Below are 10,288 nucleotides of genomic sequence, written 5' to 3' on the forward strand. Positions count from 1 at the left end.
GCTTCATAATGTAGTAAAAAGGAGGGGTTGTAATGGAACATCATGGAAGAGGGTTTGCGCTAATAGTTGTCCTGTTCATTTTGTTAATCATTGTTGGTGCAAGCTGGTGTTGTAGAGGCGGCTATGGCGGCTACGGCTACTAAAAACATTGATGAGTAATCCGAACGTAGTTGATGCATAGCATTCGCTTCGGAACTATACTTCGTTTTCCGCGGGCGGCTGGTGAGTCTCCTCGTGCTTTTCGCACTGTGGGGCCTCACCCTTGCCTTTGATCCCGCAGGAGTCTACGTCTATTTCCTTCGCTAAGGTTGTGCCTTGTTCGCATGTTCAATCAATACACGTTCGTTATGTCCCAGCCTCTTTATTGAAGCACTAGGGTAGAAAAAAATCGTTAATAGAACTATGCGAAACATTCATTGTTAGCTTTAAGGAAAAACGCTCATACTTGATTATGTTTATTAATCAGAAGGTTGACGCTTTATCTGCAGGTATCAGTAAGAGTTATAGGAATGATAAAAAGCCACTGAAGTCCCATGAGAGTGACACCCAGTGGCTTTTTCCACGTCTGAAAATTTATAAGTGGTAGGAATACTTAGGAATAGCTGAACATAAAATTGGAAAAAGGACAAGCAGCAAGCCTCTTACCTATAAAATTAATGAATGGTTCGGAATACACCAATAACCTTTCCGAGCACTGTCACATCTTTCAAAATAATTGGCTCCATTGTAGAGTTTTCTGGTTGTAAGCGAATGTAGTCTTTTTCACGGAAGAAACGTTTTACTGTTGCTTCATTATCTTCGGTCATAGCAACGACAATATCACCGTTATTAGCTGTTTGCTGCTGGCGAACGATTACCATATCTCCATCATAAATTCCGGCCTCAATCATACTTTCACCTTGAATGACTAGAACATATACTTGGTCATTAGCAACAAGACGTTCAGGAAGAGGAAGGTAATCCTCTACATTCTCAATCGCTGTTATCGGTAGACCAGCTGTTACTTTACCGATAACGGGTGCGTAAGTTGTTCTTGTCTCTTCTACATGTGATAAAGAATCTTCAAGCTCTAAAATCTCGATTGCTCTTGGTTTGGTAGGGTCACGCCGAATATAGCCTTTTTTCTCTAGCCGGGAAAGATGACCATGGACAGTTGAGCTTGACGCTAAACCGACAGCTTCACCGATTTCTCGAACGGAAGGTGGATATCCTTTCTTGCGAACCTCAGTTTTGATGTAATCCAAAATTTCTTGCTGTCGTCTTGATAGTTTTGACACCGTCCGACACCTCACTTTTCTTTCCTTTGTTAACTAAATTATACCATGCGAACGTATGTAACGCAAACGTAAGTTCTAATTTTTGTTGACACAAACGAATGTTCTCATATACAATGAATGAGAACAAACATTCTTGTAGGAGTGATGATAATGCTAAAGCGCTTTTCAAAACAAGAACGAGGTCTCATAGTCGCTGCATTTTTAACATTACTATTTATGTATGGAGCGATCGTGCTCTCAGTTGATCCAACAACTGTTACTGAAGATAGCCATTCCTTTACGTATGAAGAGTCTGAAGATAAGATGATGGAAGGAACAAATAGCGTTGCTTATCGTTTTACCCTTGAACAGACAGAACAAGATTAAGCAATCATATATAATAGAAAAGAAGATAGGTTGAGAAAATGAAAGCAATTATTTATTGTCGTGTCAGTACGAAAAAGGAAGAGCAAGAAACCTCTCTTACTCGACAAGAGGACGAACTACGACAAATGGCAGTACTTTATGGTTGGGAAGTCGTGCAAGTCATAAAGGAACAAGCTAGTGGGTTTGAGTTTGATCGGCCAGGAATGTTAGATTGTCTGGTGGCTTTTCAAGAGAAGCAGGCAGAGGTGCTTCTAGTTCAGGATGATACGCGCCTCGCTCGAGGTCATGCAAAAATTGCGCTTCTTCATCAGTTGAAAAAATTAGCGATTCCGGTTTATACAGTGAGGGATCAAGGGAAATTAAGCTTATCTGAAGCAGACGAGATGGTTTTGGATATTGTATCGATTGTTGAAGAGTATCAACGTAAGCTTCATAATGCAAAAATTAAGCGCGGAATGAAAAAGGCAATTACAAATGGATATCGTCCGGAACGAAACATTAAACGGGGTGCAAATGGAGGACGAGATAAAAAGGAAGTTCCAATCGAAGAAATCGTCCGTCTTCGCTCGTTAAAACTTACCTTTCATGATATTGCTGCAACATTAAGGGGGCTTGGTTATCAAGTTTCAAAAGCAACGGTTCACCGTCGATACCAAGAGCATGTTGAACTGGTAAAAATAGAACAGGAAAATGAATAAATTCATCTCAGGATTTTTTATAAATTATAAGGTTACCTTAAAATGGATACTGCCTCATGATATAGTGGTGGCTTATGATTGATGGCAAAGCGATTAAAAAAATGACTGGATGTAAAGACTTTTTACCAATGACTTTTACCACTTTTTTGCGCAAGCTTATTTCTTGAATGTAGTGAAGCCTTCGTGTAGAGTAAGTGAGGTAAGGGGTTATTTAGGAGGTTACTATGTTATCAAAAGATAAATTAGCGCGAATCAATGAGCTTGCCAAACGTGCAAAAACGACTGGATTGACAAAGGAAGAGCATTCAGAGCAGCAAATGCTTCGAAAACAGTATATTCAACAGTTTCGTCAATCCTTTGAAAATCAGCTTCACTCGGTAACGGTTGTTGATCAAAACGGTAATGATGTCACGCCGATAAAGCTGAAAGAACAGAAAAAGCAAAAGAGTAACAAAATGCATTGACAGAACAGGCTTCTACATTTTTTGGAGCCTGTTTTGTTATTGAACTGATTGATTTTGATTTTTTGGGATGGACGCTTGTGCAATTAGGCGAGAAAGTATATCATGAAATCGAACAATAACGTTATGAGAGAACGGAAAGGATGAAGAAGATAGCATGTCTGTAAACATTCAAAATTTAGCGGTAAATACAATCCGCACACTTTCTATTGACAGCATTGAAAAAGCAAATTCGGGTCACCCTGGTATGCCAATGGGGGCAGCGCCAATGGCCTTTAGTCTTTGGACTAAATTTATGAACCATAACCCATCAAACCCGCAATGGGCAAACCGTGATCGTTTTGTTTTATCAGCAGGGCACGGCTCCATGCTGTTATATAGCTTGCTTCATTTAACAGGCTATGACGTAAGCTTAGAAGACCTTCAACAATTCCGGCAATGGGGCAGTAAAACACCAGGACATCCTGAATATGGTCATACTCCAGGAGTTGAAGCAACAACAGGCCCACTTGGACAAGGGGTTGCGATGGCTGTTGGAATGGCAATGGCTGAAAGACATTTAGCCAGTACATATAATCGCGATGGCTTTGAAATTGTCGATCATTATACCTATTCCATTTGTGGTGATGGCGATTTAATGGAAGGGGTCTCTGCAGAAGCTGCATCTCTTGCTGGTCACTTAAAGCTTGGTCGTTTGATCGTACTTTATGATTCAAATGACATTTCCTTAGATGGTGAATTAAACCTTTCTTTCTCTGAGAGCGTTGAAGATCGGTTCAAAGCATACGGATGGCAAGTGATTCGTGTCGAAGATGGTAATGATCTTGAAGAGATTGACAAGGCAGTTGAGGCTGCAAAGGCAGATGAACGACCAACATTGATTGAAGTAAAGACTTTGATCGGTTTTGGGTCACCTAATAAATCAGGGAAATCTGCTTCACACGGTGCACCATTAGGGGCTGACGAAGTGAAGCTAACAAAAGAGTTTTATCAGTGGAGCTTCGAAGAGGAATTTCATATTCCTGAGGAAGTCGCTGCATTTTTTGAAAAGGTTAAGAAGCAAGGGGCAGAAAAGGAGCAAGCCTGGAATGAGCTATTCAAGCGCTACAGTGAAGCTCATCCAGAGCTAGCAAAGCAATTTGAGCTTGCCCATCGTGGAGAATTACCGGAGGGATGGGATTCTGTTGCTCCAACGTATGAAGTGGGAACAAGCGTTGCTTCACGTTCCTCTTCAGGTGAAGCGTTAAATGCGTTTGCTCAGTCGGTCCCTCAACTTATTGGTGGTTCTGCCGATTTAGCTTCTTCCAATAAAACGTTACTTAAAGGCGAAAGTAACTTCTCTCGTGAAGATTATGGCGGCCGTAACATTTGGTTTGGCGTACGTGAATTTGCCATGGGTACGGCAATGAACGGTATGGCATTACACGGCGGTTTAAAAGTATTTGGAGCAACGTTCTTTGTATTCTCTGATTACTTACGTCCAGCAATTCGTCTTGCTGCATTAATGAAGCTTCCTGTCATTTATGTGTTCACTCATGATAGCATTGCAGTTGGTGAGGATGGTCCTACCCATGAGCCTGTTGAGCAATTGGCTGCTTTACGTGCTATGCCTGGGTTATCAGTGATTAGACCTGCTGATAGTAACGAAACGGTTGCAGCATGGAAATTGGCACTTGAGAGCACGGATACACCTACAGCTCTTGTGTTAACGCGTCAAGATCTTCCAACGATTGAAGGAACAAAGGAAAGCGCATATGAAGGTGTCAAAAAAGGTGCCTATGTCATTTCAAAAGCAAATGGCGAGGAGGATTTGCTTCTTCTTGCCACAGGATCTGAAGTCCATCTTGCGGTAGAAGCGCAAGCGATCCTCGAAAAAGAGGGGATTCATGCGTCCGTTGTAAGCATGCCAAGCTGGGATCGATTTGAAGCTCAATCTGCAGAATACAAGGAGCAAGTCATCCCGAAAAAGGTGAAAGCACGTCTTGGTTTAGAAATGGGATCTTCCTTTGGTTGGGCAAAGTATGTAGGTGACGAAGGCGATGTTCTTGCCATCGATACCTTTGGTGCTTCTGCTCCTGGTGAAAAAATTATGGAAGAGTATGGATTTACTGTAGAAAATGTTGTGGCAAAGGCGAAAGTCTTGCTACAAAAATAAGCATCTCTTGGAAACCTCTTGTTCGCATGAACGAGAGGTTTTTTAAAGAGATAAAAAGAATAAAACTTTGAAGCTGTGTAGCTACAAGTACCTTGCGCTTTTTTTAAGAGGGGGAATGAATCGTTTGAAAGTAAAGTGAGAGCCTCAAGGAGGTTTCGACAAAAGTAGTGAAATCTTGCTCCAACTTCAGACAATGATTTGTCTTGTCTTGTACTATACTTAGAAAAAAGATGGAGTGAGGAGGGGCAAGATGAGACACTATGAGATATATTTAATCGTCGAAGAGGTTGCACGACATTACTTTGGTCAAGAAGCAAAGCTGTTTCAGCTGTTTTTAGAGCATGAGCAGGCAAAGTGGAGCCAGCGTGATCTTTTGAATCGTCAGATTGCCTATATTAGTGAGCCGATTCCTACTCTACAAGTTCAACAAAAGCTACAGGCAGCATTTAAGCAACGACTAGGTTATGTGACAAACGAGCAAACCCATTATCTTGAGATGAAACAGGAAGAATCGAAGGCGGAACTCGTTATCCACTCACACCGTATTCTTCTTACTGGAGCGGGAACGACGGTCTGTGAGACAATGTTTTTTGAAGTACTGCGCAGGCTCCATGCTTGTTTTTTTGCGGTAGATTTTGAGCATGCAAACTACGGCTGGCTAAATCCAATTAAACAAGTCAGGCTTATTTAAAGGAGATTTTACATCCGACTCTTTCAAATGATGAGTGAGTACGATATAATAAACAAGATTGAGTTGGGACAATCCCCAACGTGAGACAGGTTGAAGGAGGATTTTAGGACTTATGAACTGGATGTATTTCCTAGTGGGCGCATTGTCGTTACTTGCTGGTGTGGCAATCGGCTTTTTCATTGCCCGCAAAACGATGATGTCATATTTGAAGAAGAACCCACCCATCAATGAACAGATGCTACGTGTCATGATGATGCAAATGGGACAAAACCCTTCTCAAAAGAAGATTAATCAAATGATGAAAGCGATGCAAAAACAGCAATCAAAATAACGAGCTTCAAAAGCACCTCTTGACGGGGTGTTTTTTCGTGTGATAAGAATGAAGAGGAAAAAAGTGGGTGAAGTAGGTATGTCTACCATGAATGTTTCAACCATAGCTTTAAAGGATGTTAAGCTTTCAGAGGATATATTTATCGATGTACGTTCACCAGCAGAATTTGCTGAGTATCATCTACCTCAAGCGGTAAATTTTCCATTATTTAGAAATGAGGAACGTGCTGAAGTAGGGACAATGTATAAACAACATAGCCGTGAAAAAGCAATGGAATTAGGATTGACTAAGTTTTCAATGAAGCTGCCTTCGTATTATCAGCAAGTCAAAGCGCTGCGAGCAGCCAATCCTAAAAAACGCCTCGTCGTTTATTGCTGGCGTGGCGGGATGCGAAGCAAAACCATTGTATCAACGATGAGTCTAATGGGGATTGATTGCTATCAGCTGGAGGGAGGCATTCGCTCGTACCGACGTCATGTACAAGCAATTTTAGCACAAGCTGCAAAAACACCACGGCCATACATCATATTATCCGGTCATACAGGTACAATGAAAACAGAAATTTTGCTTCAGCTCGAAAAGGAAGGGTATCCTGTGCTTGATTTTGAAGGGCTTGCTGGTCATCGTGGCTCAATATTCGGCCATATTGGCATGGAGCCGCGAAGCCAAAAAAGCTTTGAGGCGAGGTTAAGTGAGCGGCTCATTGAATTAAAGAATGCTTCTTATTTTATTATTGAGTCAGAAAGCAAACGTATTGGACGCGTGATTTTACCTGATTTTATCATGGATGGAAAACAACAAGGAATAAGAATCGAGCTTCGCTATCCTTTTTGGAAACGTGTGGAACATATTTTAGCAACATATAAAGTGGAAGAACATTCTACAGCGATATATGAAGCGGCAGAAAAAATTCAAAAGCGACTGTCACCATTGCTTCAAGAAGAAGCGCTTCGTGCGCTTGAGCAAAAAGATTTCCATCGATATGTTGCCCTTCTTCTTGAACAGTATTATGACAAGCGATATGATCATTCGTTCAAGCAGTACAAACAGTGTGAACAGACGATTGAAATCAAGAGTTTTGAAGATGGGGTTAAAAAAGTAAAAGAGACGATTGATTCACTTACATCAGGCTTGTGATACTGGGGGAAAAAACGTGAAAGTATTTATTGATTTATGGTGGTTTTTTAAGCAAGAGAAACTTGCCTATGGAGCAGGGGTTTTGTTGCTAGCCATTGTGTCGCTCTTAACATTAGTACCTCCACAAATTGTTGGGATCATTGTCGATCATATTAATCAGGGTACTTTGACAGAAACGATTCTTTTTCAATGGGTTGGAATTCTTTTGGCTACTGGTCTCATTGTATACGTTGTACGTTATTTATGGCGTATTATGATCTTTGGTGCATCGATTCGATTAGCGCGACTGTTGCGAAACCAGCTCTATGAGCATTTTACGAAGATGTCAAATCGTTTTTATCATCGGCACCGTACAGGTGATTTAATGGCCCATGCGACAAACGATATTAAGGCCATACAAATGACGGCAGGGCAAGGTGTGTTAACATTAGTTGACTCCTTAACAATGGGTGGATTTGTGATCATTACGATGGCTGTGACGATTAGCTGGGAGTTAACCTTGATTAGCTTATTGCCAATGCCGTTCATGGCATTTTTAACCTTTTATTATGGTACATTGCTCCACAAATTGTTTTATCATGCCCAAGCAGCGTTTTCTTCCTTGAATGATAAAGTGCAGGAAAGCATAACAGGGATTCGGGTGACGAAAGCATTCGGCCAGGAAAAAGACGAAATTGAATCGTTTCGTGAACAATCAAAAGATGTAGTAGATAAAAATGTTGCGGTTGCTCGAATTGATGCACTTTTTGACCCGACAATTTCTTTCATTGTAGGCGCCTCTTATTTTCTTGCGGTTGTATTTGGCGCCCGCTTTGTCGTTGCAGGAGAGATGACAATTGGACAACTGACGAGTTTTACGATTTATTTAGGGCTGCTTATATGGCCGATGCTAGCGTTTGGCTGGCTTTTTAATATCGTAGAGAGAGGTCGTGCATCCTATGATCGAGTCTCTGAGCTTCTGAAGGTGAAGCAAGATATCACCGACGCTGATGCAACTGTGAACAAAGCGCCAGCTGGCGATCTGTTCGTTGATATTGAAGAATTTTCTTACCCAGATCAAGAAGCTCCAGTATTAAAAAAGGTAAAATTTCACCTGAATTCAGGAGAAACGCTTGGTATTGTTGGGAAAACCGGCAGCGGAAAGTCTACATTCATTCGACTACTTCAGCGAGAATATGAACTAAAAAAGGGAGACATTTCAATTGGCGGCGTGTCGTTACCGCAATTTACATTAGACGCTCTAAAATCTGCTTATGGCTATGTGCCACAAGATCATTTTCTTTTTTCAGCTACGATTGCAGATAATATTGCCTTTGCAAAACCAGATGCAAGCATGGCTGACATTATCAAGGTGAGTCAACTGGCAAACATCCATGATGATATTATTCGTTTTGAACAAGGGTATGATACAGTGGTGGGAGAACGTGGTGTCACGTTGTCAGGCGGTCAAAAGCAACGGATATCGATTGCCCGAGCGCTTCTATCCGACCCTTACATTTTAATTCTTGATGATTCCTTATCTGCGGTCGATGCGAAAACAGAGGAGCAAATTTTATCTTCCCTTCGCAATGAACGAAAAGGAAAAACAACGATTATAACAGCACACCGACTTAGCGCCATCAAACACGCCGACTTAATTCTTGTCCTTGAAGATGGTGAGATTGTCGAGCGAGGCAATCACGATACCTTGATGGAGAATGCTGGATGGTATCGGCGAATGTATGAGCAGCAGCAGTTGGAGTCACTCGTAGAACGAGGGGGGAATGGCAATGGAGCATAAAGATGATGTTCTAACTGGAAAAGAGCAGCGTGCTGTTTTAAAGCGACTCTTATCCTACGCAAAGCCCCACAAAAAAAGCTTATTTCTTGCCTTTCTCTTACTATTTTTAGCGACGGGTACAGAGCTTCTCGGGCCGATTCTTGTGAAGATTTTTATCGATGATTATTTAACGCCGAGGCATTTTCCGTTCGAGCCATTATTATGGCTAGGGGTTCTCTATGTTGTTTTGCATCTTACATCGGTTATCGCTAATTATTTTCAAATCTTTCTTTTCCAAAAGATTGCTTTAATTATTATTCAACAGCTACGTACGGATGTTTTCTCAAATGTTCAACGGCTGTCTCTTTCTTTTTTTGACCGGACACCAGCAGGCGGCTTGATCTCAAGAATTACAAATGACACGGAAACGATCAAAGATTTTTATATTACCGTATTAGCTGTATTTGTACAAAATTTTATTTTCTTGACAGGAATCTTTATCGCCATGTTTTATTTAAATACGAGATTGGCATTTTTCTGTCTGATTTTTTTACCAATCATTTTCGGTCTCATGCAGCTCTACCGAAAATTGAGCGCCAAATTTTACGCTGATATGAGTGAGAAGCTGAGTCAGCTAAATGCCAAAATGAATGAATCCATTCAAGGGATGGCGATCATCCAAATGTTTCGCCAAGAACGGCGTATGCGTAAAGAGTTTCAGTCGATTAATGAACAGCATCTAAACGCAGGTATGAAAAGCATGAAGCTGGACGGTATACTCTTACGTCCAATGGTTGATTTTATTGCGATTTTGGCTCTCGTGTTAGTCTTAAGCTTTTTTGGCATTACGTCCCTTTCTAGTCCTGTTGAGATTGGTGTGCTTTATGCTTTTGTGAACTATCTGGACCGTTTCTTCGAGCCTGTCAATCAAATGATGATGCGGCTGTCGCTTTTTCAGCAGGCGATTGTCTCAGGTGGACGTGTCTTCAAGCTAATGGATCATCAAGAACTGGCACCGACTCATGAAGGAAGCGGCGAAGGGCGAGTGACCGAAGGAGAAATAGAATTTAGAAATGTCAGCTTTTCCTATGACGGGAAAACAGACGTGCTTAAAAACATTTCGTTTAAAGTGAATAAAGGGGAAACGGTGGCTCTTGTTGGACATACTGGCAGTGGGAAAAGCTCGATTATTAACGTACTCATGCGTTTTTACCCGATAAAAAGGGGAGAGATTTTGATTGATGGACAACCAATTGGATCGTTTCGAAATGATGTGTTGCGAAAAAAAATTGGACTCGTTCTTCAAGATCCATTCCTTTACACGGGGACGATTGCAAGCAACATTCGTCTCTATCATCATGAAGTATCGGACGAGCAAATTCGCGAAGCAGCTGAGTTTGTCAGGGCGAATGA

General features: G+C 41.4%; 11 protein-coding genes. 10 read left to right on the plus strand and 1 reads right to left on the minus strand.

Annotated elements, in window-relative coordinates:
* The first annotated feature begins 32 nt into the window (after positions 1-32).
* Positions 33-143 (plus strand): YjcZ family sporulation protein, encoded by a 111-nt coding sequence (locus tag BLT_RS23050; RefSeq protein ID WP_017727423.1) that lies wholly within the window; start codon positions 33-35, stop codon positions 141-143.
* Between the two features lie 510 nt (positions 144-653).
* Here the strand turns inward: BLT_RS23050 and lexA are convergent.
* Complete coding sequence (gene lexA, locus BLT_RS0108805; RefSeq protein ID WP_017727424.1) at positions 654-1,277, minus strand: transcriptional repressor LexA; 624 nt, start codon at positions 1,275-1,277, stop codon at positions 654-656.
* 150 nt (positions 1,278-1,427) lie between these two features.
* Here lexA and BLT_RS0108810 point away from each other — a divergent pair, with 150 nt between their 5' ends.
* The 9 genes from BLT_RS0108810 to BLT_RS0108855 all read left to right on the plus strand — a co-directional run.
* On the plus strand, positions 1,428-1,643 hold the full coding sequence (locus BLT_RS0108810) for a hypothetical protein (protein WP_017727425.1): 216 nt from the start codon (positions 1,428-1,430) through the stop codon (positions 1,641-1,643).
* A 38-nt stretch (positions 1,644-1,681) separates the two neighbouring features.
* Positions 1,682-2,341: a YneB family resolvase-like protein gene (locus BLT_RS0108815; RefSeq protein ID WP_017727426.1), complete on the plus strand. Its 660-nt coding sequence runs from the start codon at positions 1,682-1,684 to the stop codon at positions 2,339-2,341.
* A gap of 224 nt (positions 2,342-2,565) precedes the next feature.
* Positions 2,566-2,805 carry a DUF896 domain-containing protein gene (locus tag BLT_RS0108820; protein ID WP_017727427.1) on the plus strand — a complete coding sequence of 80 codons (240 nt, stop codon included), beginning with the start codon at positions 2,566-2,568 and terminating at the stop codon, positions 2,803-2,805.
* Between the two features lie 154 nt (positions 2,806-2,959).
* Positions 2,960-4,957 carry a transketolase gene (tkt, locus tag BLT_RS0108830; RefSeq protein ID WP_017727429.1) on the plus strand — a complete coding sequence of 666 codons (1,998 nt, stop codon included), beginning with the start codon at positions 2,960-2,962 and terminating at the stop codon, positions 4,955-4,957.
* A gap of 250 nt (positions 4,958-5,207) precedes the next feature.
* Positions 5,208-5,648: a sporulation inhibitor of replication protein SirA gene (gene sirA / locus BLT_RS0108835; RefSeq protein ID WP_017727430.1), complete on the plus strand. Its 441-nt coding sequence runs from the start codon at positions 5,208-5,210 to the stop codon at positions 5,646-5,648.
* 112 nt (positions 5,649-5,760) lie between these two features.
* On the plus strand, positions 5,761-5,979 hold the full coding sequence (locus tag BLT_RS0108840; protein WP_017727431.1) for a YneF family protein: 219 nt from the start codon (positions 5,761-5,763) through the stop codon (positions 5,977-5,979).
* A 63-nt stretch (positions 5,980-6,042) separates the two neighbouring features.
* Positions 6,043-7,116 carry a tRNA 2-selenouridine(34) synthase MnmH gene (gene mnmH / locus BLT_RS0108845; RefSeq protein WP_017727432.1) on the plus strand — a complete coding sequence of 358 codons (1,074 nt, stop codon included), beginning with the start codon at positions 6,043-6,045 and terminating at the stop codon, positions 7,114-7,116.
* Between the two features lie 16 nt (positions 7,117-7,132).
* On the plus strand, positions 7,133-8,896 hold the full coding sequence (locus BLT_RS0108850) for an ABC transporter transmembrane domain-containing protein (protein WP_017727433.1): 1,764 nt from the start codon (positions 7,133-7,135) through the stop codon (positions 8,894-8,896).
* A partial coding sequence (locus BLT_RS0108855; RefSeq protein ID WP_017727434.1) for an ABC transporter ATP-binding protein occupies positions 8,886-10,288 on the plus strand: 1,403 nt, incomplete at its 3' end. The genes BLT_RS0108850 and BLT_RS0108855, both read left to right, overlap by 11 nt.

It is taken from the genome of Halalkalibacterium ligniniphilum (assembly GCF_000334155.1).
Lineage (GTDB): Bacteria > Bacillota > Bacilli > Bacillales > Bacillaceae_D > Halalkalibacterium > Halalkalibacterium ligniniphilum.